The sequence below is a fragment of the Halomonas smyrnensis AAD6 genome (assembly GCF_000265245.1).
In the GTDB taxonomy this organism is placed as follows: Bacteria; Pseudomonadota; Gammaproteobacteria; order Pseudomonadales; family Halomonadaceae; genus Halomonas; species Halomonas smyrnensis.
In genome coordinates, this window is the sequence record NZ_AJKS02000021.1 from 1 (window position 1) to 25,041 (window position 25,041).

The following is a 25,041-nucleotide window of genomic DNA, read 5'->3' on the forward strand; positions in this document are numbered from 1 at the left end:
GGTAGGATCATCAGAGTAATGCCCAAACGTCGGGGCCAGCCAATAGCGGCTGGCCCCGAGTTTTTTGTGAGCATGTTCTGATGCCTGCTTAAACAGCTCAAGGATTCGTGGACAGGTAATCATTTCAAACAGAGATATGCTCAGCGCTTCAACAACCTAAACCGGCGAATCGGAACTCTATGCGAGTACCGCTGGCCTAGCTATCGCATTATTCCCTGGAATATGACGAACCTCACCCGCCTCAAGCGGAAAGCGGAGCAGCGCTGCCGGCACTATCGGGAACTCTTCCACCGCACTCTCGACCCTGCTTTCCTCGATCAGATTCGACATACCACCCATAGCGGCCTGATGCTCGGCACCGAGCGATTCCAGCAACAAGTTTCCGGGCTACTCGGACGACGCACCACGCCAGGCAGACCTGGCCGTAAACCCAAAAACGACTGGAAGCCCAACAAAGAAAACGGCCGGCATATGCCGACCGTTTCCGTTCATTTCGTTAGTTGGGGTCTGCCCCGATTACTACTGCGTGGCGTTTGGATCAACGCCTTGACAGCTGCCAGGACGATATTCAGCGGAAATGCTACCACCACAAGTCCAGCCTGTTATCCTAAGATCTGTTCCAGAAGTACCAGATGTGTTAGGAGTGAGAGTCACTGTACCAGTCACGCCAGAGCTTAAATTCGTAGATGTAGCGACAATATTACTACCGTCCCATGTAGTCCCGCTCACAAATTGAGAATTTTGATTTGCAATAGAGAAAGTATCTGGAGGTAAAGAGCTATTAGATGACACATACTCAGAAACAGCAGTCCTACCAGCCGAAGCAGCCATCATTACCTCTGAAACTTGCGATCGAACAACGTATGCTTGATATCTCGGTATAGCCACCGCCGCCAAGATCCCGATAATCGCCACCACGATCATCAGCTCGATCAGGGTAAAACCACCCTGAGCGCGCTGCATGCCCTTCTTCATGCTCTGTGCCTTCATCTCGTTCACCCCTTGCTCGTTGTCCTTCCCGGCGGCCGACCCTCGGCCACGCTCACGGCGGCGACCCGCCACCCTGTCGATTACGTTAAGTTACGGCCAGCACTACTGCAAGGCCGTCATCCATATAAAATCTAATATATCATCCTTTGCTCAACCTAAAATCGCATGATCTCACTCAGGTCAAAGGTTGATAGGACGCTCATCGCCTATGGCCGCTACCTGCGCGAAGGGACTAGAATCGCCATTAAGCCCCCATCATGATGCCGGCCAGGCCTCGCACTCGCCACACGGGGCCACCGGCCGGCCACCCAGGAGCTCCATGAACGACTATCGCCCGCCCTCTGCCGAACACCAGCCTTCCTCACACCAGGCGGACACCTCATCCGCCGGCCGCCTGCGCGGCATGCGCGGCCTGGCCCGCCGGCTGGTGACGGACGGCCTGCTGACCGAGGCGGCGGCACAGCTCGCCGAGCAGGAGGCCCGGGAGGCCGAGACCTCGCTGCTCAAGCACGTCATCAGCACGGGGCTGGTGCAGGCGCGCCAGGCCACGCTCACGGCCGCCTGGGAATATGGCCTGCCGATCATCGATCTGGATGCCCTGCGGCTGGAGAGCCTGCCCGACGCCGGCGACTATCCCGACAAGCTGCTGCGCAGGCTCGGCGTGCTGCCGCTGCACCGCCGCGGCCACAAGCTCACTGTCGCCGTGCCCTACCCCAGCACCCTGGCCCAGCTCGACGAGCTGCAGTTCGCCACCGGCCTGTCGCTGGAAGGCGTGCTGGCCCCGACCGACCAGCTCGGCCCGGTGCTGGAGGCCTACCTGGCCCGCAGCGAGTCGTCGATGCTCGACGAGCTGTCCAACGTCGACGATGCCGTGGGCGAGCTGGAATTCGGCGAGGACGTCGTCGACGTCACCAACGAACAGCAGGCGATCGCCAACGCCGGCGACGACGCGCCGATCGTCAAGTTCGTCAACAAGATCCTGCTCGACGCCATCCGCCGCGGCGCCTCGGACATCCACTTCGAACCCTACGAGACCAGCTATCGGGTGCGCTTTCGCATCGACGGCATCCTGCACGATGCGGCCCATCCGCCCTTCGCCATGCGCAACCGCATCGCCGCCCGCCTCAAGGTCATGGCGCGGCTGGACATCTCCGAGCGCCGCCTGCCCCAGGACGGCGCCATCAAACTCAAGGTCTCCTCGACCCGCTCCATCGACTTCCGCGTCAACTCGCTGCCCACCGTCTACGGCGAGAAACTGGTGCTGCGTATCCTCGATCCCAGCTCGGCGCAGATGGGCATCGAGCAGCTGGGCTTCACGCCCGAGCAGCGCGCCATGTACGAGAACGTGCTGGAGCACCCCCAGGGCATGATCCTGGTCACCGGCCCCACCGGCAGCGGCAAGACAGTGACGCTCTACACCGGCATCAACATCCTCAACGAGATCGAGCGCAACATCTGCACCGCCGAGGACCCGGTGGAGATCAGGGTACCCGGCGTCAACCAGGTCAACGTGATGCCGCGCATCGGGCTCGACTTCGCCAGCGCCCTGCGCGCCTTCCTGCGCCAGGACCCGGACGTGGTGATGGTCGGCGAGATCCGCGACCTGGAAACCGCCGAGATCGCGGTCAAGGCCTCCCAGACCGGCCACCTGGTGCTCTCCACCGTGCACACCAACTCCGCGGCGGAGACCCTCACCCGCCTGGCCAACATGGGTGTGGCGCCGTTCAATATCGCCAGCTCCGTGAGCCTGATCATCGCCCAGCGCCTGGCCCGGCGGCTGTGCCCGAACTGCAAGCAGCCCGCCGACATTCCGCGCGAGGCGCTGCTGGCCCAGGGCTTCAGCGAGGAAGAGGTCGAGGGCGCCACCATCTACGAACCGGTGGGCTGCCAGCACTGCACCCAGGGCTTCAAGGGCCGGGTCGGCATCTACGAGGTGGTGCCGATCTCCCATGCCATGAGCCAGCTGATCATGACCCACGGTAACGCCATGGACTTCGATACCCAGGCGCGCGAGGAAGGCCACCCGGACCTGCGCCGAAGCGGCCTGCTGAAGGTCATGCAGGGCATGACCAGCCTGACCGAGGTCAACCGGGTCACCAAGGAATAACGCACGCAACGCGGGGAACGCATCATGGCAACGGCCACCTACCACAAGGCCCGGAAGCTCAGGCTGTATCGCTGGCACTGGTCCGGCAAGGGCCCGCAGGGCCGCAAGATCAGCGGCGAGATCATCGCCAGGAGCCGCGTCGAGGTCGAGAAGGAACTCTCCGGCCAGAACATCATCGTCAAGACCATCCGCCGCAAGAGCGGCATCGGCAACGGCATGGGCAAGGTCAAGCCGCGCGACATCATGCTGTTCGCCCGCCAGATGGCGACCATGATCCGCGCCGGCGTGCCGGCCCTGCAGGCCTTCCAGGTGGTGGCCGAGAGCATGAGGAAGCCGGCCATGCGCGGCCTGGTGCAGGAGCTGATGAACGAGGTCGCCGCCGGCGCCAGCTTCTCCGAGACGCTACGGCGTCACCCGGCCTACTTCGACCGGCTGTTCTGCAACCTGGTGGAGGCCGGCGAGCAGTCCGGCTCGCTGGACCGCATGCTCGAGCGCGTGGCCACCTACAAGGAGAAGGTGGAATCGCTCAAGGCCCGGGTGAAGAAGGCGCTGTGGTACCCCACCGCGGTGATCGCGGTGGGCATCGGCGTCACCGCGATCCTGCTGATCAAGGTGGTGCCGCAGTTCGAGAGCCTGTTCCAGGGCTTCGGCGCCGAGCTGCCGGCGATGACGCGCATGACCATCCAGCTCTCGGAGCTGGCCCAGCAATACTGGCTGTGGGCGCTGGGCGCGGTGGTGGCCGCCATCTTCTTCATCCGCGCCGGCATCAAGCGCTCCGAGCCTTTCGCCTATCGCATGCACGCCCTGGCGCTGCGCCTCCCGGTGATCGGCGACATCCTCGACAAGTCCTGCGTGGCCCGCTACTCGCGCACCCTGGCCACCACCTTCGGCGCCGGCGTGCCGCTGGTCGAGGCACTGGAGACCGCCGCCGGCGCCTCAGGCAACCGGGTCTACGAGCGCGCGGTCGAACAGGTCCGCGACGACGTCGCCACCGGCCAGCAGCTGCACTTCGCCATGCGCCTGACCGAGCAGTTCCCGGCGCTGGCGGTGCAGATGGTCGGCATCGGTGAGGAAGCCGGCGCCCTGGACGCCATGCTCAACCGGGTAGCGGACTACTATGAGGAAGACGTCGACAACAAGGTCGACGCCCTCACCTCGCTGCTCGAGCCCTTCATCATCGTGGTGCTGGGCGTGCTGGTCGGCGGGCTGGTGATCTCGATGTACCTGCCGATCTTCGAGCTGGGCAGCGTGATCTAAAGGGCAAGCTGCAAGCTGCAAGCTGCAAGCTGCAAGCTGCAAGCTGCAAGCTGCAAGCTGCAAGCTGCAAGTCGGCAGCCTGAAACCGCCCGAAGCAAAAGAAACCCGAAGGGCATGGCCTTCGGGTTTTCTTGTAGCTCGGCGCTTGTAGCTCGGCGCTTGTAGCTCGGCGCTTGTAGCTCGGCGCTTGTAGCTCGGCGCTTGTAGCTCGGCGCTTGTCGCTCGGCGCTTGTAGCTCGGCGCTTGTCGCTCGGCGCTATTCCGGCAGCGGCGCCTGAATGGCGGCGACCACTACCGGACGCAGTTTCTGCACCAGCTCCGACACCGAGACCCGCTCGCCGTAGTCGTGCTCGGCGATGTCGCGCAGCGCATCCAGCCCGGAGAGCGTGAAGATCACCGACCCCAGGATGAAGTGCAGGCGCCAGAAGCGCTCGGCGTCCGGCAGCTCCGGCGTGGCCTGCCGCACCAGCTCGATGAAGCGGTTGAAGGCCTCGCCGTACTGCGCCTGGATGTAGCCGCGCAGGTGCCCCTGGGCCTGGCTGTAGGCAAGGCCCAACAGGCGCATGAACACCTTCAGGCTGTCCCGCTCGGCGGGCACCTCCAGCACCGTGCGGGCCATGGTCTCCAGCAGTTCCTCGAGCGGAATCTGGCTGCCGTCGCGGGCATGGCGCGCCTCGAGCTCGTCCAGCGCCAGATGAAAGCGTTCGGTGAAAGGATCGAGATAGCGGGCGAACACCGCCTGGATCAGCGACTTCTTGGAGCCGAAGTGGTAGTTGACCGCCGCCAGGTTCACCTTGGCCTTGCTGGTGATGTTCCGCAGCGAGGTCTCGGCGAAGCCGCGCTCGGCGAACAGCACCTCGGCGGTATCGAGAATGCGAGTGACGGTATCGGGCTGGGCCATCGGTTCGATCCGGTGTTGTGTGGTCTCGGGCGTGAGAAAACGCCTGTTTCAAACTGTCCTTGAATCATGAGAGTGCAGCGTCAGGCGCGGCGAGGTCAACCATCATACGTTTGAAACGGATTGGCCGAACACCACGGTGAGGAGGCTCGGCAGGAAAACGGCGCCGCGATCACGCTTTTACTGGATGGAATCCCATGCTGTATACTTGATCAATACTCGCCCCCCATCCGCTCCGGAGGCCGCATGACTCGCCCCCTCACGTCACGCCAGCAGAACGTCTATGACTTCATCGTCAAGACCATGAACGAGCTGGGCTATCCGCCGACCCGAGCGGAAATTTCCCGTGCCCTGGGCTTCAAGTCGCCCAACGCCGCCGAGGAGCACCTGCGCGCCCTGGAGCGCAAGGGCGTGATCCGCGTGATTCGTGGCACCTCCCGCGGCATCCGCCTGCCGGCCCAGGAGGCCGAGGCCAGCGAGGGCGCGGCCAACGACGAGCCGAGCCAGAGCCAGGGCCTGCCGATCATCGGAGAGGTCGCCGCCGGCAGCCCGATCCTGGCCGCCGAGCATATCGACCGCTATTGCCCGCTGCCGGCGGAATACTTCACCCCCAGGGCCGACTACCTGCTACGGGTGCGCGGCCTGTCGATGAAGGACGTCGGCATCATGGAAGGCGACCTGCTCGCCGTTCACCGCACCGAGCGCATCCGCGACGGCCAGATCGTGGTCGCACGCCTGGAGGACGAAGTGACGGTCAAGCGCTTCCATCGCCAGGGCCACAAGGTTCGCCTCGACGCGGAGAATGCCGACTTCGATCCCATCGAGGTCGACCTGCGCCATGACGCCTTCGAGATCGAGGGTATCGGCGTGGGAGTCATCCGCGGCGGCAACGGCCAGGCCCTGGGCTAACGCCGGCAGCGCTCGCCAGGCGTCAAACCGTTTTCTCTGCTGACATGGGCACCCAGCGCAAGATCCTGCACGCCGACTGCGACTGCTTCTACGCCGCCGTCGAGATGCGCGACGATCCGAGCCTGCGCGATATCCCCATCGCCATCGGCCGCTCGCGCGAGCATCGCGGGGTCATCGCCACCTGCAACTACCCCGCCCGGGCCTTCGGCATCCATTCGGCGATGCCCACGGCCCAGGCCCTGCGCCTCTGCCCGCACCTCACCCTGCTGCCGGGCGACTTCGACAAGTACCGCGAGGTCTCCCGGCAGATCCAGGCCGTGTTCTATGAGCTGACCCCGCTGGTGGAGCCGCTGTCGCTGGACGAGGCCTATCTGGACGTCACCGACGTCGAGGGCTTCCAGGGCAGCGCCACCTGGATGGCGCAGTGGATCAAGCAGGAATGCTTCGCGCGCACCGGCATCACCGTCTCGGTGGGCGCCGCGCCGACCAAGTTCCTGGCCAAGGTGGCCAGCGACTGGGAGAAGCCCGACGGGCTCACGGTGATACCGCCGGATCGCGTGGCGGCGTTCGTGTCGCAGCTGCCGGTCGGCAAGCTGCACGGCGTGGGGCCGGCCACCAAAGCCCGACTCGAGGCGCTGGACGTGGCGACCTGCGCGGACCTGCGCCGCCTGCCACGCGAACGACTGCTCGAGGAGTTCGGCAAGTTCGGCCAGCGGCTGTTCGAGCTGGCCCGCGGCATCGACGAGCGCCCGGTGAAGGTGGAACGGGAGCGCAAGTCGGTCAGCGTCGAGAGCACCTTCGACCGCGACCTGCCCGACCTGCCCAGCGCCCAGGCGGCGCTGACGCCGCTCTGCGACAAGCTCGTCCAACGCCTGGCCCGGCACGGCGAGCCGGCGGTCGCCGGCCTGTTCGTCAAGGTGCGCTTCGACGACTTCAGCCTGACCACGCTGGAAAGCCGCGGCCAGGCCATCGACCGCGACAGCTACCAGCGCCTGCTGGAACAGGCCTGGGCCCGGTCCTCGCGCCCGGTGCGCCTGCTGGGCGTGGGCGTTCGGCTGCAGCCGGAGGCCGCCCGTCAGCAGCTGACGCTGCCCCTCTAGGTGCTGTACGACCACTGTCTGCGCTCGCCGTCTTTTCACACACAACCGACGTATTTCGCTCCGGCGGCTGCCGCCGCCTCCCGACCAGAAGGCAGAAAAAGAGCGCAGGAAAAGAGGCCGGATCAGGCCGTCACGACGGAGCCGGCCACGCAACGGGCCGGCTCGAAAACGGGCGCCTCAGCGGCGCCGGTCAGGCAAACACCACCGTCTTGTTGCCGTGCACCAGCACGCGGTCCTCGAGGTGCCAGCGCAGACCGCGGGCCAGCACGGTCTTCTCGACGTCGCGACCGAAGCGCACCAGATCGTTGGGCGTGTGGCAATGGCTGACCCGGTGGATGTCCTGCTCGATGATCGGGCCGGCATCCAGCTCCTGGGTGACGTAGTGGCAGGTGGCCCCGATCAGCTTCACGCCGCGCTGGTAGGCCTGATGGTAGGGCTTGGCCCCGGCGAAGGACGGCAGGAAGCTGTGATGGATATTGATCACGCGACCGGCGTAGCGCTCGCAGAGGCTCGGCGGCAGGATCTGCATGTAACGGGCCAGCACGATGGTGTCGGCCCGCGCTTCCTCGACCAGGCGCTGCACTTCAGCGAAGGCGATCGACTTGTCCGCGGGATCGACCGGCACGTGGTGGTAGGGAATGCCGTGCCATTCGACCAGCGACCGCATGTCCTCATGATTGGAGATGACCGCGGCGATGTCGCAGTCCAGCTCGTTGGCCGTCCAGCGATAGAGCAGGTCCACCAGGCAGTGGCTCTCGCGGGACACCATCAGCACCACACGCTGTCGCGTCTGGGTGTCGGTCAGCGACCAGTCCATCTCGAATTCGTCGGCGATCGGGGCGAAGGCGTCGCGCAGCGTCTCGGCGGACATGCCGATGGAATCCGCGAGTATCACGTAGCGCATGAAGAAGCGCCCGGACTCCAGGTCGGAGTGCTGGCTGGCCTCGGTGATGGAGCCGCCCTGCCCGGCGATGAAGCTCGAGACACGCGAGACGATCCCCAGGCGATCGGGGCAGGAAACCACGAGACGGTAGTAGTGTGACATCGAAAGACCGTAGATTGGATAAGCCGAATAATCCCCCATTGTAGCGAAATCCTGCCCGTCGAGTCAGACCCCGCGCGTCCGAGGCGGCGCGTTGTGACGCCGTGCCACCATCCCGTATAGTGATCGGCACATTTTCCGTCGACGTCCCTTCGATGCCACAACCTCGCGCCCAGATCCGCCCCCGCCGCCGACCTCCCCTGCGTTTCCTGCCGTTGGGTGGCTGCGGTGAGATCGGCATGAACCTCAACCTCTATGGGTATGCAGAAAAGGAGCACGAGGAACGCTGGATCGCCGTGGACTGCGGCATGATGATCCGCCAGGACCTGCCGGACAGCCCGCTGCAGGTGCCCGATCTGTCCACCCTGGACACCCTGGGCATCGCGCCCGAGGCGCTGATCATCACCCATGGGCACGAGGACCATATCGGGGCCGCCGCCTGGCTGTGGCCGCAGTGGGGCTGCCCGATCCACGCCACGCCGCTGGCGGCGGGGCTGCTGCGCGCCAAGTTCGCCGAGCGCGGCCTGTCGCAGTCGGCGATCCACGTCATCGAGCCCGGCGAGGCGCTAAGCGTCGGCCCTTACAGCCTGCGCTACCTGCCCCTCACCCACTCGATTCCCGAGAGCTGCGCGCTGCTGATCACCGCGGGCTCGCATCGCGTGCTGCATACCGGTGACTGGAAGCTGGACCCCGAGCCGCTGATCGGCCCCGCCGTGGATGCCGAGCTCTATCGCGCCCTGGCGCCGGTCGATCTGGTCGTGGGCGACTCCACCAACGCCCCCCTCCCCGGCCACTCGCGCAGCGAGGGCGAGGTCGCCCAGGCCCTCACCCGCGCCATCGAAGGCTGTCGGGGACGCGTGGTGGTGAGCTGCTTCGCCAGCAACCTGGCCCGGGTGCTGGCCATCGGCCGCGCCGCCGAGCGCTGCGGCCGGCGCGTCGCGCTGATGGGGCGCTCCATGGAGCGCATGGTCGGCGTGGCCCGCGGCCTCGGCTATCTGGACGACATGCCGCCGCTGGTCCCGATCTCCGACATGGGCTATCTGCCGCCCGAGGAAGTGCTGGTGATCGCCACCGGCAGCCAGGGCGAGCCGCGGGCGGCGCTGTCACGACTGGCGCGGGGCCGTCATCCCCACGTCGAGCTGGAAGCCGGCGACAGCGTGATCTTCTCCTCCAAGGCGATTCCCGGCAACGAGCGCCTGATCGAGCGGCTCAAGCGCGGCCTGAGTCATCTCGGCGTGTCGCTGCTCGACGAGAGCAATCATGAAGAGCTGCACGCCTCCGGACACCCCGCCCAGGACGAACTGACCACCTTCTACGGTTGGTCCCGCCCGCGCCATTTGCTGCCGGTACACGGCGAGCCTCGCCATCAGCAGGCCCATCAAAGCCTCGCGCAGTCGCTCGGCATCGAGGCGCCGATCATCCCGCGCAACGGCGACATGATTCGCCTCGACGCCGACGGCCTGCATCGGGAAGCCCGCCACGCCCAGACGCCGCGCATCATTCATCAGGACGAAGTCGCTCGCCTGCCAGGCCTGGGCGGCGGCGAGGCGCGCCACGGACAGCTGCATCTGGCCCTCACGGTCATGGCGACCGAGCAAGGGTGGACGCGCATCGGGCGCCTGCTGCTGGATGTCAGCGAGGCCAGCCCGCTGGACGAGGATGCCTTCGTCGACTGGCTGGACGACTGTCTGGACGACATTCAGGTGGAGTCGCTGGCGGATCTTCGTCTCGCCCTGCGGCCCCGCATGCTCGCCTGGTTCGGCGATCACCTGCGCCGGATGCCGGAGATCCATCTGCAGATCCTCGCCGCCGAGGCCGAGACGTCGGGATAACGCCTTAAGCTGCCAGCCTGAAACCGCCCGAAGCAAAAGAAAACCCCGAAGGTGGAAGCCTTCGGGGTTTTCTTGTAGCTCGGCGCTTTTAGCTCGGCGCTTTTGGCTCGCCGCATCACGCCTTGTCGGCGGCCTTCTTCGGCGGACGACCGCGCTTGCGCTGGGGCTGCTCGGGCACCAGATCCTCGACGGAAAGCCCCGCCTCGTTGATCTGTTCGCGAATCTCGGCGAGCTTGCGAGCCTTGTCAGCTTCCTCTTCCTGGCGCTGACGCTCCTCGTCATTCTTCTGCTCGATGACTTCGCCGATGACCTCGGCCAGCTTGTGCAGTTGCTCCATGCTGAGCTGACGAGCCGCCGCACGGGCCACGTTCTTGTTGCGAGCGATACGCTCCAGGGTTTGCTCGGACATTGCCCCCTCCAGGACGCTGATTGATGGTCGATTACAGTCAACCGATAACGATAAAAGTATATGCTCTACGGCACGGTTGGCAAGCAATGTTGGCAAGAAAAGCCCACCGGAAATATCGGGCATAGCGCGAAGAAAGAAAGAGGTATCGCGACAGCGAGGAGAGGATTGCTCTGGAAAAGTCGTACGAATGACTCGGGAAGGAAGTACGGCCGGGAGACCGATAATGCCTGACTCCCGGCTCGGGCGAGCGTCGTTAGCCGCCGGTCATGTTCATGAAGCGCACCACCTGCACATCGCCATCGGTGGTGAAGTGGTGCCGCTCGGGTTTGAGCGGCATGGCCTTGATGATCGCCGCCTTGAGTGCCTCGATATCGCCGGGGTGGCGGCGCATCACGGCGCGCAGGTCCACCGAGTGCTCGTTGCCCAGACACAGCAGCAGCCGGCCCTCCGCCGTGACGCGAACCCGATTGCAGCTGGAGCAGAAGTTGTGGCTGTGCGGCGAAATGAAACCGACCCGGGTATCGCTGTCCGGCATGCGGAAATAGCGCGACGGCCCGAGCGTCGACTCGGTGGTCGGCAGCAGGGTGTGACGCGTCTCGACCAGCGCCTGCACTTCGTCGCTGGAACAGAAGGTTTCCTCGCGCCCATGATCGGAGACCTCGCCCAGCGGCATCTCCTCGATGAAGCTGATGTCGAGTCCCTCGCGGCGGGCGAAGTCGACCAGATCGATGACCTCGTCGTCGTTGCGCCCCTTGAGGATTACGGCGTTGAGCTTGATGCGCTCGAAACCGGCCGCCTTGGCGGCGCGAATGCCATCGATCACCCGCTGCAGATCACCGGTGCGCGTCAGCCGCCGGAAGCGCTCCGGGTCCAACGAATCGATGCTGATATTGAGCCGCTGGAGACCGCCCTCGTGCAGGCGCTCGGCATACCGGGGCAGACTGGCACCGTTGGTGGTCATGGCGAAGTCCTTGAGCCCCGGCAAAGCGCCGATGTCATCCACCAGACGATCGATGTCGCGGCGCACCAGCGGCTCGCCGCCGGTCAGACGCACCTTCTCCACCCCGAGTTCGGTAAAGGCGCGGGCCACCAGCGCCAGCTCCTCCAGGGTCAGCACCTGGGCACGAGGCAGAAAGGTCATCTCCTCGCTCATGCAGTAGACGCAGCGAAAATCGCAGCGATCGGTCACCGAGATACGCACGTAGCGCACCCGCCTGCCGAAGTCGTCGATGAGCTCGTCGGTCATGATGACACCTCCCAGCGCTCGGCATCGCGATGATCGGTCTGGCGCTCGGCCACCCAATAATCACCGCTGGCCGTGTGCTCCTTCTTCCAGAAGGGAGCACGGGTCTTAAGATAATCCATGATGAAGTCGCAGGCCTCGAAGGCGGCTCGCCGATGGGCACTGGCGACCACCACCAGCACGATGGGGTCGCCCGGCGCAAGCCGGCCGATACGATGAATCACCCGCACCCCCTGCAGGGGCCAGCGGGACTCGGCCTCATCGACGATGGCCTCGAGAGCGGCCTCGGTCATGCCCGGGTAGTGTTCCAGGCTGAGCGCCTGCACCTCGGGACGTTCATTGAAGTCTCGCACCAGGCCGGTAAACCCGACCACGGCGCCGATATCGGTGCGCGCTTCGATCAACCGGCGCTGTTCCTCGCCGGCGTCGAAGGCCTGTTGTTGTACTCGCACACGTGACATGGTCAGCCTCCGGTGACCGGGGGGAAGAAGGCCACCTCGTCCTCGGCGGTCAGCGGCGTGGCATTTCCCGCCATCACCTGATTGACCGCGCACAGCACGCGCCCCTCGTCGAGGCCGGCGAAGCGCGGGTCCGAGGCCTTGAGGGCGGCCTTGAGCCCGCCCACGTCGGCCCGCTCGAGGGCATTGAAGGGCAACGACACCTCGCCGACCCCGAGGCGCTCGCGAAGCTCGGCGAGGCATTTCACCAGGATGCAGGGCTCGCCGGCGGCACACCGCGCCCCGAGCGAGACCTCGCCGGCCTCGCCCTCGCCGGTGACGATCGGCGCCTCGGCGACCTCGCCTTCCCGAGCGTAGTCCCCGGACTTGCCGCCGGTCTTGGTCTCGAGGCGGATCTCGCCGATCTCCATCGCCTTGTCCACCGCCTTGCACATGTCATAGAGCGTGAGGCAGGCCACGGACACGGCGGTCAGCGCTTCCATCTCGACGCCGGTGCGGCCGTTGAGCCGGCAGGTGGCGGAGACGCGCACGCTGGCACTGGCCTCGTCGAGCTCGAAGTCCACGCTGACCTTGGACAGCGCCAGCGAATGGCACAGCGGAATCAGCTCGTGAGTGCGCTTGGCGGCCTGGATGCCGGCGATGCGGGCCGTGGCCAGCACGTCGCCCTTGGGCAGCTCGCCATCGGCGAGCAGCGCCAGGGTCTCGGGGCGCATGCGAATGGCCCCGGAAGCACGCGCCTCACGGCGGCTCTCGGCCTTGTCGCCGACGTCGACCATGTGGGCTTCGCCGCGGGCATTGAGGTGGGTCAGGCTCATGGAAGGCGCCTCATGACAGTCGAAAAAGGGGTTGGATGGCCACCGCCTCACCGGGTTCGACAACGGCACGCGCCGCATCGATCTCGATCAGGCAGTCGGCAGCCACCATGGAAGACAGGATACCGGAGCCCTGGGCCCCGGTGGGCCGCACCCACAGCCGTCCCTCGTCGTCGCTGCGACAGGTGGCGCGCAGGAAATCGGTGCGCCCGACGCGGCCCTTGAGCGACGTCTCGGCCAGGGCCGTGTGGCGCCGCGGGGCGAGATCGTCACGCCCCTGGAGTCGCCGCAGCAGCGGGGCCACGAACTGCAGGAAGGTCACCATCGCCGCCACCGGATTGCCGGGCAGGCCGATGAAGGGCACCTCCCGCTCGCCGAGCGTGCCGCAGGCGAGCGGTCGCCCGGGGCGAATGGCCAGCCGCCAGAAGGCCAGCCGGCCGACGTCCTCCAGCGCCTGGCGGGTGAAGTCGGCCTGCCCCGCCGACACGCCGCCGCTGGTCAGGACCAGATCGGCACCGCGGGCGGCACCGCCGAGCGCCTCGACCAGCGCCTCATGGTCATCGCCGAGGATGCCGAGATCGATCACCTCGGCGCCGTGCTCGGCCAGCAGGCCGGCCAGCGAGAAACGGTTGGCATCATAGATGCCGGCCGACGGCAGCGCCTCGCCCGGGGCGGTGACCTCGTCGCCGGTGGAGAAGATCGCCACCCGGGGCCGACGATGCACGGCGGCCTCGGCGAGGCCCAGCGAGGCCAGCAGGCCCAGCTCGGCCGCCCCCAGCCGGGTCCCGGCGGCCAGCGCCGGCTGACCGCGGGCGATGTCCTCGCCGGCCTGGCGCACGTTCTGGCCGCGGCACACGGTCTCCGGCCGCTCCACCGCGACGTCGTCATCGGTGACGCTCAGCTGCTCGCCCATGATCACGGTATCGGCGCCCGGCGGCAACGGGGCCCCGGTGGTGATCGTCACGCACTCGCCGGCGGCCAGCGGCGCCTCGCGGCGATGCCCGGCCAGCACGGCACCGACCCGGCGCCAGCGAGCGGGACGCTCGCCATCCGCCTCGTCATCGCCCCATGCCAGCGCGATGCCGTCCATGGCGGCATTGGTGTTCTGCGGCACGTCGATGGGCGAGCGCAGCGCCTCGGCCAGCACCCGGCCCTGCAGCGCGGACAGCGCCACCCGCTCGGCGGGCAGCGGCCCCGCCACCAGCGCCATCAAGGCCTCACGGGCCTCGTCCGGCGACAGCGTGCGCTCGCCGAGATCGAAGCAGGACAGCGTCATGACGCCGCGTCCTCGCCCCGAGGGCGACGCCGGTCAGGCCAGCGTGACGGCCAGGCGGCGATCCAGTCGGCGAGGCGTTCGGGATCGTTCAGGTCGAGCCGCTCAACGTCGTCGGGCAGATCAGGCTCGCCGTCGCTGGCCACCGCCACGATCCAGGCGTCCTCGGCCGCGCGCAGCGGCTTGCCCACCGACTCGCGGTAGAGCTCGAGCTTGGGCAGCGGCCAGGCCTTGAAGCCCTCGACCAGCACCAGGTCCGGCCGCTGAGGGCGCACCATCTCGATCAGCTCGGCGAGATCGGCCTCCTCGCGATCGGGGGTCTCCATCATCAGCGCGACCCGGGCCCGGGACGCCACCAGGATCGGCTCGGCGCCGGCCTGACGCAGGCGATGGCTGTCCTTGCCCGGCTGATCGACGTCGAAGGCGTGATGGGCATGCTTGATCACCGCCACCCGCAGGCCGCGCTCGCGCAGCGCCGGCAGCAGGCGCTCCAGCAGCGTCGTCTTGCCGGTGCCGCTCCAGGCGGCGATGCCCAGCAGCGGCAGGTCATCCTCCAGCGGCACGGAGCCGACGGGTGTGTCGCTCATGGGCGCAGTGTCTCCCGGCGACGCCCTTCCAGGCGCCGCGTGTCATCCAGGGTATTGAGATTGACGAAGGCCTCGGCGCGATCCGACATGTCCACCGCGCACCAGGCATGGCGCGCGATCCAGCGGTCGACCTTGCGCTCGCCGGCGGCCAGCGCCTGACCCAGGTCGTCGGCCAGCGAGCGGCGCAGCAGCATCACCACCGGCTGCAGGCGCTCGCCGTCGTGGGCCACCGCGATATCGGCGTCGCCTCGGCCCGCGACGAGCCGCGCCACCAGGTCGTCCGGCAGCGCCGGGCAATCGCAGGGCACCACCACCACCCAGTCGCTGGCCGCCGCGCGCAGGCCGCTGTAGAGGCCCATCAGCGGGCCCATGTAGCCCGCCTCGGCGTCGGCGATGACCCGATCGGCCCACTCGGCGTAGGCCTCGGGATGCCGGTTGGCGCTGATCAACAGCTCCGCCACCCGCCCGACCAGCGGGGCGATGGCATGGCTCACCAGGGGACGGCCGTCGAAGGGCGCGAGCCCCTTGTCGCATCCGCCCATGCGGCGGCCCTGGCCGCCGGCCAGCACCAGTCCAGTGAGGGCATCACGCTCTATCACGACCCGGCTCCCGCGAGGCATTCGGTAGTGCGTCCCATGATGCCTCAGCGCCACGATGGGTGCCATGTCCACAGAGGCAGCGCCCTGTCCGAGACCGACCTTTGACGCCGCGCCTTATCGTCGCCGCCGGGAGACGGTATCATCCGTCCATAATTCTGCACGACAGATGCTTCGCCGACCGACAGAGGACCGCCACCCGCACGCGGACAAACGACGATGGAAGACGGTTTCAATGTAGGCGCACGGCTGCGCCAGCTACGCAAGGAAAAGGGGCTCTCCCAGCGCGAGCTCGCCAAGCGCGCCAAGGTGACCAACAGCAGCATCTCGCTGATCGAACAGAACAGCGTCAGCCCGTCGGTGAGCTCGCTGAAGAAGATCCTCGACGCCCTGCCGGTGTCGATCAGCACCTTCTTCGCCGGCGAGGAGGCCAGCCACCCCCGGCCCTTCTACAAGGCCAGTGAGCTCACCGAGATCGGCGATGGCCTGCTGTCCTGGCGACTGGTGGCGGCGCGCCGCCCGGATCGGCGCATGTCGATCCTGCACGAGCGCTACCCGCCCGGCGCCGACAGCGGCGAGGACATGCTGGAACACGACGGCGAGGAAGGCGGCGTGGTGATCTCGGGTCAGATCGAGATCACCGTCAACGGCGAGGTGGAGGTGCTGTCACAGGGCGATGGCTACTACTTCGACTCGCGCCTGCCCCACCGCTTTCGCAATGTCGGCGACGAGGAGTGCGTGATCGTCAGCGCCAACACCCCGCCGTCGTTCTCCGACGGCGGGGAAGAGCTGCATCACGGCTGATCGCGCTCACTCACCGGCGCGATAGAGCCACTGGATGCTGGAGAAATCGCGCTGGCCGCTGCCCTGGGCGCTGTGCAGCGCGAACAGGTTACGCGCCTGGGAGCCCATGGGCACGCTGGCCCGGGCCTTGAGCGCCAGCTCCCAGGCCAGGCCCAGGTCCTTGGCCATCAGGTCGGTCAGAAAGCCGCCCTGATAGTCGCGCGACGCCGCCGAGCCCTCCATCACCCCCGGCCAAGGGTTGTAGACGTTGAGCGCCCAGTTGCCGCCGCTGCTCTGCTTCATGATCTCGGACAGCACCGCCGGGTCGAGCCCGTTCTTCACCCCCAGCGCCAGCGCCTCGGCGGTGCCGCTCATCAGGATGCCGAGCAGCATGTTGTTGCAGATCTTGGCGACCTGCCCCGCCCCGACGTCCCCGGCGTGGAAGATGTTCTTGCCCATGGCCTCGAGCACCGGCCGGGCCTTCTCGAAGCCTGACTCGCTGCCGCCGACGATGAAGGTCAGCGTGCCGGCCTTGGCCCCGCCGATCCCCCCGGAGACCGGCGCGTCCAGATAGCTCAGCCCCCGCTCGGCCGCCGCTGCGCCGACCCGGCACGCATCGTCCGGCGAGATGGTCGAGGCATCGATCACCAGCGGCTTGTGCGTCAGCGCATCGAGCAACCCGGGCGCCCCATCGCGGCCCAGATAAAGGCCGAGCACGTGGGCCCCGGCCGGCAGCATGGAAATGACCACCTCGGCGTCGCGACAGGCCGCCTCGGCACTGTCGGCGCGCCGGGCGCCCTGCCCCTCGAGCTCCGCCATGGCGGCCTCGACCAGGTCGAAGACGCAGACGTCGTGGCCCGCACTCAGCAGGTTGGCGGCCATCGGCGAACCCATGTTGCCGAGTCCGATAAAGGCGATGTTCATGGCGTGGCTCCTTGTCTTGTTGTATTGGCAAACCCTGAAAAATCACGGCCCGGAGGCCGTCAGCCGACCCGCAGCCCGACGCCCAGATCCCTCAACGGATGCGCCTCGCTCGACCACGGCGAGGCGAGCATCGCCTGGAGGTCGGCCTCCGGCACGCTGGCCACGTCGGCATGCGACCAGCGCGGCGTCTTGTCCTTGTCGACCAGCAGCGCACGCACGCCTTCGGCCAGATCGCCGCGCTGGCAGCACTGCACCGACAGCCCGAGCTCGTCGCGGAAGGCGTCGGCCAGCCCGGTGTGGCGATGACGCTCGAGCATCCGCCACACCAGGTGCGCGGTCAGCGGACAGCCGGCGGCGAGGCGCTGGCGATTGGCCGCGAGCCACGCATCGTCGCGCTCGTCGGCGAGAATGCGCGCCACGGCATCCGCGGCGCTGGTCTCGCCGACCAGCGACTGCAGGTGATCACGCCGCGGCCAGACCTGCCCCTCCGGGGCCTGCTCGCGGGCCTCGAAGCGATCGAGCACCCCTTCCACCGCCAGCCGGCACGCCGCCGGGGCATGATCGCCGTGGTCGGCCTCGGCCAGGGCGGCGAGCAGATCATCGCGGCGCGCCCGGGGCACGAAGCGATCGGCCAGCCCCAGGTCCAGGGCATCGCGGGCATTGAGCTGGGCCCCGGTCAGCCCCAGGTAGGCGCCGATGCCGGGCGGCATGCGATTGAGGAACCAGCTCGCGCCGATGTCGGGGTAGAGCCCGATGGTGATCTCGGGCATGGCGATCAGGGTGGTCTCGGTGACCACACGCTGGAAGCCGCCGGCCAGCAGCCCCAGGCCGCCGCCCATGACGATGCCGTCGCCCCACACCAGCAGCGGCTTGGGATAGGTGTGGATGCGGTGATCCAGCCGGTACTCGGCGGTGAAGTAGCGCGTGGCGAAGGTCTCGTCACGGGCCGCGTCGTCGGCCAGCGAGCGATACAGCGCCACCACGTCGCCGCCGGCGCAGAAGGCCTTGCCGCCGGTGCCTTCCAGCCACACCGCCACCACCCGCTCGTCCAGCGCCCAGGCCTCGAGCCGGTCTTCCAGCAGCCGGATCATCTCCAGCGACAGTGCATTCAGCGACTTGGGCGCATTGAGGGTCGCCACGCCGATCCGGCCGCCGCCGCGCGTGGGGAGTTCGTCGAAGCTGACCACGGGGTCCGACATCACTGTCTCCTGATAGTCCGTGTGAGAGAGTCCGTACGAGGGTGACGGCCGTCCGCCGGCCGCTCCCGGGTGTCGGGTCACTGCAGGCCTTCGACGACGCCGTCGGCCAGCAGCCGGCGAGCGACGATCAGCCGCATGATCTCGTTGGTGCCCTCGAGGATCTGGTGCACGCGCGTGTCGCGCACCAGCCGCTCGAGGGGATATTCGCGGATATAACCATAGCCACCGTGCAGCTGCAGGGCCTCGTTGCAGACGTTGAAGCCCATGTCGGTGGCGAAGCGCTTGGCCATGGCGCAGTGGGCGGTGGCCTCCGGGTCGCCCTGGTCGAGCCGCCAGGCAGCGTGGCGCACCATCAGCCGTGCCGCGCTGAGCTCGCTGGCCATGTCGGCCAGCTTGAACTGCAGCGCCTGGAAGCTCGCCAGCTCGCGACCGAACTGCTTGCGCTCGCCCAGGTAGTCCCGCGACAGCGTCAGCGCCTGCTGGGCCGCGCCCAGCGAGCAGCTGGCGATATTGAGCCGCCCGCCGTCGAGCCCCTTCATGGCGAAGCGAAAGCCTTCGCCCTCCTCGCCCAGCCGGTTGCCCACCGGCACGCGCACGCCGTCGAAGCTGATCAGGCAGGTGGGCTGGCTCTTCCAACCCATCTTCTCTTCCTTCTTGCCGACCGCGATGCCGGCGGCATCGGCCGGCACCAGGATCGCCGAGATGCCGCCCGCGCCGCTGTCCGGCGCGCCGGTGCGCGCCATCACCACCAGCACCTGGGTCGCGCCGGCCCCGGAGATGAACATCTTGCTGCCGGAAATCACGTACTCGTCGCCGTCACGCACCGCCCGGGTGGTGAGGCTGGCGGCGTCCGAGCCGGCGCCCGGCTCGGTGAGGCAGTAGGAGCCCAGGGCGTCACCCGCTATCATGGCCGGCAGATAGCGCTCGCGCAGGGCATCGCTGCCCCAGCTGGCGACCATCCAGGTCACCATGTTGTGAATGGTGAGGTAGGCGGTGGTAGCGATGCAGCCCTGGGCGAGGCGCTCGAAGATCAGCGAGGCATCGAGTCGCGACAGCCCCAGCCCGCCGTGTTCCTCCGGGGTGTAGAGGCCGAGGAAGCCGGCCTCGCCGGCCCGACGGATGACGTCGACGGGAAAATGGCTGCGGGCGTCCCAGTCGGCGGCATGATCGGCCAGCTCGGCCCGGGCGAAGTCGGCGGCCGCATCGGCCAGCGCTCGCTGGTCTTCGGTCAGCGCAAAATCCATGGAAACACCTCCGTCGAGAGAATCGGGAACGGCCGAGTGCCGGGCCGGCGATGCACATCCGCGGGATCCTCCCGGCGGCTATCGCCAACCTAGCAACTGCTCGGGTTATCCCATATCCCGCCATGGTCTAACAAGCACTTTACGTTAACGTAAACCTCGTCTAGGGTTCTCGGACGAGGTGGGAAACCGCCGGTGGACCACCCGGCTACAGGATCGATCACATGACGCGAACGCCCTCCCAGGCACAGGACAGCGACAACGACGCCCTGCCCCGTCAGCAGCGCACCTACACCATCGGGGAGCTGGCCCAGATCTTCGAGGTCACCCCCCGCACCATTCGCTTCTACGAGCAGGAGGGCCTGCTGGCCCCCTCGCGCCAGGGCCAGAAGCGCATCTACCGCGAGAAGGATCGCGTGCGCCTCAAGCTGACCCTGCGCGGCAAGCGGCTGGGCTTCTCGCTGGCCGAGATTCGCGAGGTGGTGATGATGTACGACGCCATGCCGGACGGTAACGCGCGCCAGCTCAAGCGGCTGCTGGAGCTGCTGGCGGAGAAGCGGGCCAACCTGGAGCGCCAGCTCGAGGACATCCGCCTGATGCGCCTGGAGATCGATGACGTGGATCAGCGGGCGCGGGACGTGCTGCGCCAGCTGGAGGACACCCCGTAGCCGGAGCGACCAGTGCGGCAGGGTTTCCCGGTCTTCCCGAGACAACACAGCAATGTCCCGAGATAACACAACAAAGAGAGCCACCATGCCACGCCAGCCTCGACACGCCAGCTATCTGAGCGGCATCAGCGACACCCCTCTCAAGGGCCAGACCATCGGCGACTGCTTCGACGACACGGTCGCCCGCTTCCCCGATCGAGACGCCCTGATCAGCCGTCACCAGGGCCTGCGCTATCGCTGGCGAGAACTCCAGACCGAAGTGGACCGCGCGGCCCGCGCGCTGATGGCGCTGGGCGTGGCCAAGGGCGATCGGGTCGGCATCTGGTCGCCCAACACCGCCGAGTGGGCCATTACCCAGTTCGCCACCGCCAAGATCGGCGCCATCCTGGTCAACATCAATCCCAGCTACCGCACCCACGAGCTGGAATATGCGCTGCGCCAGTCCGGCACCTCGACACTGATCCTGCAGGGGCAGTTCAAGACCACCGACTACGTGGCGATGCTGGCCGAGCTGGTCCCGGAGCTCGATGACGTCACCCCCGCCGACCTCAAGAGCGGCGCCCTGCCCGACCTCAGGCGGGTGATCTGCCTGGATGGCGCCCGGGCGCTGTCCGGCATGCACAGCTGGGAGACCATGCTCACCCACGCCGACCGGGTCAGCGACGCGCAGCTGGCCGAGCGACAGGCCGGGCTCGAGTTCGACGAGCCGATCAACATCCAGTACACCTCCGGCACCACCGGCGCCCCCAAGGGCGCCACGCTCTCCCACCACAACATCCTCAACAACGGCTTCTTCGTCGCCCGCACCCTCGACCTCAGCGAAGCCGATCGCATGGTAATCCCGGTGCCGCTCTACCACTGCTTCGGCATGGTGATGGGCAACCTCGGCTGCATGACCCACGGCGCGGCGATGATCTATCCCGGTGACGGCTTCGACCCACAGGCCACCCTGGCGGCGGTGGCCGAGGAGCGCGCCACCGCGCTCTACGGCGTGCCGACCATGTTCATCGCCGAGCTGGAGCATCCCGAGTTCGAGCATTTCGATCTTTCCAGCCTGCGCACCGGCGTCATGGCCGGCTCGATCTGCCCCATCGAGGTGATGCGCAAGGTGATCGAGCGCATGCACATGCAAGGCGTGACCATCTGCTACGGCATGACCGAGACCAGCCCGGTGAGCCTGCAGACCCGCACCGATGCCCCGCTCGAGAAACGCGTGACCACCGTCGGCAGCATCCATCCGCACCTGGAGGTCAAGCTGGTCGATCCCGGCACCGGCGCCGTGGTGCCTCGCGGCGAGCCCGGGGAGCTGTGCACCCGGGGCTACAGCGTGATGCTCGGCTACTGGCACAACGAGGAGGCGACCGCCAAGGCCATCGACGACGCCGGCTGGATGCACACCGGCGATCTGGCGACCATGGACGACGACGGCTACGTGGCCATCGTCGGGCGCATCAAGGACATGATCATCCGCGGCGGCGAGAACATCTATCCGCGCGAGATCGAGGACTTCCTCTACACCCACCCCGCGATCTCGGACGTGCAGGTCATCGGCGTGCCCGACGACAAGTACGGCGAGGAGGTGATGGCCTGGGTCAAGCTCGCCGAGGATGAGACCCTCGACGAAGACGGGCTCAAGGCCTTCTGCCAGGGCAGGATCGCCCACTACAAGATCCCGCGCTACGTGAAGTTCGTCGACGACTTCCCGATGACCGTCACCGGCAAGATCCAGAAGTTCAAGATGCGCGAGGAGGCGACGCACGAGCTGGGACTCGGCTAGACCACGCCTGAGCCCTGCCGGCCCGCCGGGGATTGCATCGGCGGGCCGTGTCGCGCTTCAATGCGTCTGACCCTTTAGAGATTGCCCCCTTCGGGACTGACGCATGAGTTCATCGGCCTGGACATCGCGATCCCACCGCGAGTGGCGGCGCCTTCTGGCACTGCTGCTGGTGATGGCGTTTGCCCTCGCGTCCCTGCCCGGCCATGCGGCCGGCAATGCCTGCCAGGCCGACTGTGCCCGGATGTCGATGACATCCACGGGACTCGATGACCTGCCCGATCCCGGCGATGCCTGCGGCGGCGGCTGTGCCGCCCCAGCCGCCTCACTGTCCCCCGCGGTCATGGCCCCTCGCGCCCTGCCCGCCCCCGTGGTCACGCTCGTCAGTGACCACATCCCACAGCCCCCGCGCCGACCGCCAAGGGCCTGACGACGCCCCGGGCCATGCCCGCCCCCGATCCGTATCGGCCCGTCGACGACGGCACTGCGGGACATGGCCACGATTACCGACCGCTTCGCCGCCATGGGCCACATCGAAGCCCTTCGGCTGGCCGATGCCACTGACGGTTCTGCTGTTACCGGGACCCGGCATCATGACCCCGATCACCTATCTATTTACTTCTCACAAGGGACATCACACATGACATCCACCGCCTCTCGTCTGCTGCTGACCGCCGGCCTCGCGCTGGGCGCCACCACCGCACATGCGGCACTGCCGGACACCGCCACCCTCTACAAGAATCCCCAGTGCGGCTGCTGCGACGGCTATGCCCGCCATCTGGAGCGCCTGGGGATCGACGTCACCGTGGTCGATGACCAGCCGCTCGGCGAGATCAAGCAGGACGCCGGCGTCCCCTACGGTCAGGGCTCCTGCCACACCGTCGAGATGGGCGACTACGTGATCGAGGGCCACGTGCCGATGGCCGCCGTGGAGGCGCTGTTCGAGCAGCAGCCCGACACCGACGGCATCGGCCTGGCGGGCATGCCGAGCGGCACCCCGGGCATGCCGGGGCCGCAGAACGCGCCCTACGAGATCTATCAGTTCCGCGACCAGCAGGCCTCGCCGTTCATGACGCTGTAACGGCTCTCCTCAAGGCCGAAAAAAACCCCGCGAGCCTGGAGCTCGCGGGGTTTTATCGTCTCGGCGACCGCCGAACGAAGGGCGTGATCACATGCCCTTGGGCGCGAAGATCCCCGGCGCGTTGCGCCAGTAGCCCTTGTAGTCCATGCCGAAGCCGAACACGTAGCGATCCTCGACCTCGAGGCTGCAGTAATCGGCCTTGAGATCCGGCATCGCCTTGCGATCGTGACGCTTGTCGACCAGCACCGCGGTGGAGATGCTGGCGGCACCGGCCTCGCGGCAGTAATCGAGGATGGCGGCCAGCGTGGAGCCCTCATCGAGGATGTCATCGACGATCACCACGTGACGGCCGGCCATCGGCACTTCGGGGGACACGCGCCAGAACAGCTCGCCGCCGCGGGTGCCGCCGCGATAGCGAGTGGCATGCAGGTAATCGACCTCGAGCGGGAAACCGAGCCGGGTCAGCAGGTGGCCGGTGGTGATCAGGCCACCGTTCATCACGCAGTAGAACACCGGCAGCTTGTCGCCCAGGTCGGTCGCGATCTCTTCGGCCATGCGGTCCAGGGCACGCTCGACCTCTTCCTGGCTGATCAGGCAATCGGCGGAATCCATGACCTCACGCATGTCCGACAGGGACGGGAGGGCATTGGCATCGAGTTTAGGCATCGTCAGCTCGTCGTAGTTCGAAAGTCAGAGTTCGAAATTCAGGAAACCGTCAGTCGGCGGCCATGGCCTCGAGGTGCGCATGCACCCGACGCCAGCGCGACAGCGCCACGAGCGCGTCGAGATCGGGGCGCGCCCGGCCGTAGCGCAGCTTGGCGGCGCGCTTGGTGGTGCGGCCCTCGCAGGCCTCGACCACCTCGAGGGCGGCGGCGCGGTCGTTGCACACCAGCAGCATGTCGCAGCCGGCCTCCAGGGCCAGGCGGGCACGCTCGGCGGGCGCGCCGACGCTGGTCGCGCCGGCCATGCTCAGATCATCGGAGAAGATCGTGCCCTTGAAGCCCAGCGACTCGCGCAGCATCCCGAGCCAGGCCGGCGAGAATCCGGCCGGGCGGTGATCGAAGGCCGAATACACCACATGGGCCGGCATGATGCCGCCGAGGCGTGACGACAGGGACGCGAAAGGCACCAGGTCACGCTCGCGCAGCGCCTCGAAGGAGCGCGCGTCCACCGGCAGCTCGTGGTGCGAGTCCGCGGCCACGCCACCGTGACCGGGAAAATGCTTGCCCACCGAGGCCATGCCGGCCTCGTGCAGCCCTTCGACGAAGGCACCGGCCAGCTGGGTCACCACCTCGGGATCGGCACCGAAGCTGCGATCACCGATCACCGTGGACTGGCCATCGTCGACGTCGAGTACAGGCGCGAAGCTGAGATCCAGCCCGCAGGCCGCCATTTCCATGCCGAGCAGCCAGCCGGTGTCCTGGCACAGGCGTCGGGCGACTTCGGGCGCCGCCCGATGCTCACGGCCGAGCCGGCCCATGGCCGGCAGTCGGGTCACCCCCTCACGCAGGCGCTGCACGCGCCCGCCCTCCTGGTCGATGGCCAGCAACAGCTCCGGGCGCACCTGCCGGATCGACCGGCACAGTGCCCGCACCTGGGCCGCATCTTCGACGTTGCGGCCGAAGAGAATCACACCACCAACCGCGGGACGCATCAGCAGCTCGCGCTCCTCATCACGCAGCTGCGTCCCTTCCAGGTCCAGCATCACCGGTCCGAGCGTCTGGGTCATGTTCGCCTTCCTGACGGATGAAGGGAGGCGATTCTAGACCAAAGCCAGCGCCGACGACAGCCCGCGGCATCGCCTCGCTTGAGAAGATAGATGACCCCGGACAAGTCGTCGCGGGCTCCGTAGAATGGG

The 25,041-nt window shown here is 67.3% G+C and carries 24 protein-coding genes; 9 read left to right on the plus strand and 15 right to left on the minus strand.

Going from position 1 to position 25,041, the window contains the following annotated elements; all coding sequences use genetic code 11:
* Nucleotides 1-519: 519 nt before the first annotated feature.
* Nucleotides 520-990 carry a pilin gene (locus UYS_RS18925; RefSeq protein ID WP_272943092.1) on the minus strand — a complete coding sequence of 157 codons (471 nt, stop codon included), beginning with the start codon at nucleotides 988-990 and terminating at the stop codon, nucleotides 520-522.
* Between the two features lie 319 nt (nucleotides 991-1,309).
* Between UYS_RS18925 and pilB the strand changes: the two genes are divergently transcribed.
* Together pilB and UYS_RS0215525 are read left to right on the plus strand one after the other, a co-directional pair.
* Nucleotides 1,310-3,097, plus strand: a complete 1,788-nt coding sequence (gene pilB / locus UYS_RS0215520) for a type IV-A pilus assembly ATPase PilB (RefSeq protein ID WP_016856436.1) — start codon at nucleotides 1,310-1,312, stop codon at nucleotides 3,095-3,097.
* 24 nt (nucleotides 3,098-3,121) lie between these two features.
* Nucleotides 3,122-4,354, plus strand: coding sequence for a type II secretion system F family protein (locus UYS_RS0215525; protein ID WP_016856437.1), 1,233 nt, complete (start codon nucleotides 3,122-3,124; stop codon nucleotides 4,352-4,354).
* Between the two features lie 256 nt (nucleotides 4,355-4,610).
* On the opposite strand, the gene UYS_RS0215530 is transcribed toward UYS_RS0215525, so the two are convergent.
* Nucleotides 4,611-5,255, minus strand: a complete 645-nt coding sequence (locus UYS_RS0215530; RefSeq protein WP_016856438.1) for a TetR/AcrR family transcriptional regulator — start codon at nucleotides 5,253-5,255, stop codon at nucleotides 4,611-4,613.
* A gap of 243 nt (nucleotides 5,256-5,498) precedes the next feature.
* Here UYS_RS0215530 and lexA point away from each other — a divergent pair, with 243 nt between their 5' ends.
* Nucleotides 5,499-6,161, plus strand: coding sequence for a transcriptional repressor LexA (gene lexA, locus UYS_RS0215535; protein WP_016856439.1), 663 nt, complete (start codon nucleotides 5,499-5,501; stop codon nucleotides 6,159-6,161).
* A gap of 44 nt (nucleotides 6,162-6,205) precedes the next feature.
* Nucleotides 6,206-7,261: a DNA polymerase IV gene (dinB, locus tag UYS_RS0215540; protein ID WP_016856440.1), complete on the plus strand. Its 1,056-nt coding sequence runs from the start codon at nucleotides 6,206-6,208 to the stop codon at nucleotides 7,259-7,261.
* 190 nt (nucleotides 7,262-7,451) lie between these two features.
* On the opposite strand, the gene purU is transcribed toward dinB, so the two are convergent.
* Nucleotides 7,452-8,306 (minus strand): formyltetrahydrofolate deformylase, encoded by an 855-nt coding sequence (gene purU / locus UYS_RS0215545; RefSeq protein WP_016856441.1) that lies wholly within the window; start codon nucleotides 8,304-8,306, stop codon nucleotides 7,452-7,454.
* A 236-nt stretch (nucleotides 8,307-8,542) separates the two neighbouring features.
* Here purU and UYS_RS0215550 point away from each other — a divergent pair, with 236 nt between their 5' ends.
* On the plus strand, nucleotides 8,543-10,135 hold the full coding sequence (locus UYS_RS0215550) for a ribonuclease J (protein WP_016856442.1): 1,593 nt from the start codon (nucleotides 8,543-8,545) through the stop codon (nucleotides 10,133-10,135).
* A 115-nt stretch (nucleotides 10,136-10,250) separates the two neighbouring features.
* Here UYS_RS0215550 and UYS_RS0215555 read toward each other — a convergent pair whose 3' ends face one another.
* The 7 genes from UYS_RS0215555 to mobA form a co-directional block, all read right to left on the minus strand.
* Complete coding sequence (locus UYS_RS0215555; RefSeq protein WP_016856443.1) at nucleotides 10,251-10,544, minus strand: H-NS family histone-like protein; 294 nt, start codon at nucleotides 10,542-10,544, stop codon at nucleotides 10,251-10,253.
* Between the two features lie 253 nt (nucleotides 10,545-10,797).
* A complete protein-coding gene (moaA, locus tag UYS_RS0215560) occupies nucleotides 10,798-11,790 on the minus strand; it encodes a GTP 3',8-cyclase MoaA (protein WP_016856444.1) in 993 nt (330 codons plus the stop codon).
* Nucleotides 11,787-12,248 carry a molybdopterin synthase catalytic subunit MoaE gene (gene moaE / locus UYS_RS0215565; protein WP_026068608.1) on the minus strand — a complete coding sequence of 154 codons (462 nt, stop codon included), beginning with the start codon at nucleotides 12,246-12,248 and terminating at the stop codon, nucleotides 11,787-11,789. Before moaE ends, moaA begins: the two co-directional genes overlap by 4 nt.
* A 2-nt stretch (nucleotides 12,249-12,250) precedes the next feature.
* Nucleotides 12,251-13,060, minus strand: a complete 810-nt coding sequence (gene moaC / locus UYS_RS0215570) for a cyclic pyranopterin monophosphate synthase MoaC (protein WP_016856446.1) — start codon at nucleotides 13,058-13,060, stop codon at nucleotides 12,251-12,253.
* 10 nt (nucleotides 13,061-13,070) lie between these two features.
* Nucleotides 13,071-14,333, minus strand: a complete 1,263-nt coding sequence (moeA, locus tag UYS_RS0215575; RefSeq protein WP_016856447.1) for a molybdopterin molybdotransferase MoeA — start codon at nucleotides 14,331-14,333, stop codon at nucleotides 13,071-13,073.
* Nucleotides 14,330-14,917: a molybdopterin-guanine dinucleotide biosynthesis protein B gene (gene mobB, locus UYS_RS0215580; RefSeq protein ID WP_016856448.1), complete on the minus strand. Its 588-nt coding sequence runs from the start codon at nucleotides 14,915-14,917 to the stop codon at nucleotides 14,330-14,332. The genes moeA and mobB overlap by 4 nt, the downstream gene beginning before the upstream one ends.
* Complete coding sequence (gene mobA, locus UYS_RS0215585; RefSeq protein WP_040478727.1) at nucleotides 14,914-15,516, minus strand: molybdenum cofactor guanylyltransferase MobA; 603 nt, start codon at nucleotides 15,514-15,516, stop codon at nucleotides 14,914-14,916. Before mobA ends, mobB begins: the two co-directional genes overlap by 4 nt.
* Nucleotides 15,517-15,732: 216 nt before the next feature.
* On the opposite strand from mobA, the gene UYS_RS0215590 reads away from it, so the two are divergent.
* Nucleotides 15,733-16,317: a cupin domain-containing protein gene (locus UYS_RS0215590; RefSeq protein ID WP_016856450.1), complete on the plus strand. Its 585-nt coding sequence runs from the start codon at nucleotides 15,733-15,735 to the stop codon at nucleotides 16,315-16,317.
* Between the two features lie 6 nt (nucleotides 16,318-16,323).
* On the opposite strand, the gene mmsB is transcribed toward UYS_RS0215590, so the two are convergent.
* The 3 genes from mmsB to UYS_RS0215605 form a co-directional block, all read right to left on the minus strand.
* Nucleotides 16,324-17,220, minus strand: a complete 897-nt coding sequence (gene mmsB / locus UYS_RS0215595; RefSeq protein WP_016856451.1) for a 3-hydroxyisobutyrate dehydrogenase — start codon at nucleotides 17,218-17,220, stop codon at nucleotides 16,324-16,326.
* Nucleotides 17,221-17,279: 59 nt separating this feature from the next.
* A complete protein-coding gene (locus UYS_RS0215600) occupies nucleotides 17,280-18,419 on the minus strand; it encodes an enoyl-CoA hydratase/isomerase family protein (protein WP_016856452.1) in 1,140 nt (379 codons plus the stop codon).
* A 77-nt stretch (nucleotides 18,420-18,496) separates the two neighbouring features.
* Entirely contained in the window at nucleotides 18,497-19,663 is a 1,167-nt protein-coding gene (locus UYS_RS0215605) for an acyl-CoA dehydrogenase family protein (RefSeq protein WP_016856453.1), read from the minus strand.
* A gap of 221 nt (nucleotides 19,664-19,884) precedes the next feature.
* Between UYS_RS0215605 and UYS_RS0215610 the strand changes: the two genes are divergently transcribed.
* The 3 genes from UYS_RS0215610 (at nucleotide 19,885) to UYS_RS0215620 (ending at nucleotide 23,183) form a co-directional block, all read left to right on the plus strand.
* Nucleotides 19,885-20,328: a MerR family transcriptional regulator gene (locus UYS_RS0215610; RefSeq protein WP_016856454.1), complete on the plus strand. Its 444-nt coding sequence runs from the start codon at nucleotides 19,885-19,887 to the stop codon at nucleotides 20,326-20,328.
* An 85-nt stretch (nucleotides 20,329-20,413) separates the two neighbouring features.
* A complete protein-coding gene (locus UYS_RS0215615; RefSeq protein WP_016856455.1) occupies nucleotides 20,414-22,105 on the plus strand; it encodes an AMP-binding protein in 1,692 nt (563 codons plus the stop codon).
* A 637-nt stretch (nucleotides 22,106-22,742) separates the two neighbouring features.
* On the plus strand, nucleotides 22,743-23,183 hold the full coding sequence (locus UYS_RS0215620) for a DUF411 domain-containing protein (protein ID WP_016856456.1): 441 nt from the start codon (nucleotides 22,743-22,745) through the stop codon (nucleotides 23,181-23,183).
* 87 nt (nucleotides 23,184-23,270) lie between these two features.
* Here the strand turns inward: UYS_RS0215620 and UYS_RS0215625 are convergent, their stop codons facing one another.
* Complete coding sequence (locus tag UYS_RS0215625) at nucleotides 23,271-23,849, minus strand: hypoxanthine-guanine phosphoribosyltransferase (protein WP_016856457.1); 579 nt, start codon at nucleotides 23,847-23,849, stop codon at nucleotides 23,271-23,273.
* Between the two features lie 49 nt (nucleotides 23,850-23,898).
* Nucleotides 23,899-24,912, minus strand: a complete 1,014-nt coding sequence (gene nagZ, locus UYS_RS0215630; RefSeq protein ID WP_016856458.1) for a beta-N-acetylhexosaminidase — start codon at nucleotides 24,910-24,912, stop codon at nucleotides 23,899-23,901.
* Nucleotides 24,913-25,041 lie beyond the last annotated feature (129 nt).